Origin of the sequence: Rhodococcus sp. NPDC056506 (assembly GCF_042794945.1) — a bacterium.
Taxonomy (GTDB): Bacteria; Actinomycetota; Actinomycetes; order Mycobacteriales; family Mycobacteriaceae; genus Rhodococcus_F.
Window position 1 is genome coordinate 1 of record NZ_JBHTSW010000099.1, and the last position, 1,025, is coordinate 1,025.

Genomic DNA, 1,025 nt, shown 5'->3' on the forward strand with positions numbered 1-1,025 from the left:
ACGAAGACGGTGACGTATTCGGTGAAGGTCAATGCCGATGTGGTCGGTGGTGTGTTCGTGAACAACTTCGTTGTTCCGGGTACGACTCCGCCGGTGGATCCTCCGGAGGTGTGTGATCCGGCGACGCAGCTGTGCACGACGCATCCGGTGGTTTCTCCGAAGATTGCTGTGGTGAAGTCTTCTGATCCGGTATCTGGTTCGAATGTTGTTGCCGGTCAGGACATCAAGTACACGTTGACGTTCTCGAACACCGGTAGTGGTGCGGGTGAGGTCGCGTACTTCGATGATCTGCGTGGTCTGCTCGATGATGCTGATCTGGTTGCGGGCAGCTTGTCTGCTCAGGATCCGTTGGCTGCTGCGATGGTCGGCACGGATGGTTTCTCGGTGACGGGAACCCTCGGCGCTGGTGAGAGCAAGACGGTGACGTACACGGCGAAGGTCAAGGCTGATGCCGATCGTGTTGCGGCTGGTGCCGACAACACGGTGCTCAACTTCGTTGTTCCGGGTACGACTCCGCCGGTGGATCCTCCGGAGGTGTGTGATCCGGCGACGCAGCTGTGCACGACGCATCCGGTTCAGGTTCCGGGGTTCACGGTCGCGAAGACTGCGGATCCGGTGTCGGGGACGAATGTTGCTGCTGGTCAGACGATCACGTACACCGTAACGGGCATGAACACCGGTAAGACAACGCTTGATCCGGTGGTGTTGACCGATGATCTGTCGAAGGTTCTCGACAACGCCGCTCTGGTGGACGGTTCGCTCAACGCGACGGTCGATGGTGCTCCTGCTGCTACTCCGACCCTCTCGGGCACGACGCTTTCGTGGACTGGTGTTCTCGAGGCTGGTAAGTCGGTTGTTCTGACCTACCAGGTGAAGGTCAATGCCGGTGTTGCCGGTGGCACGTTGATCAGCAACAAGGTGACCGGTACTGCGAAGCCGCCGACGGGTCCGGACATCACTCCTCCTCCGGTGGAGACGAATCACTCTGTTCCCGGTTTCACTGTCGCGAAGACTGCTGATCCGGC

Annotated in this window: 1 protein-coding gene; it reads left to right on the top strand. The window is 59.5% G+C overall.

The genetic code is table 11. The annotated features are described in order from the left end of the window. A partial coding sequence (locus ACFQ6H_RS29795) for an isopeptide-forming domain-containing fimbrial protein (RefSeq protein ID WP_378650441.1) occupies positions 1 to 1,025 on the top strand: 1,025 nt, incomplete at both ends.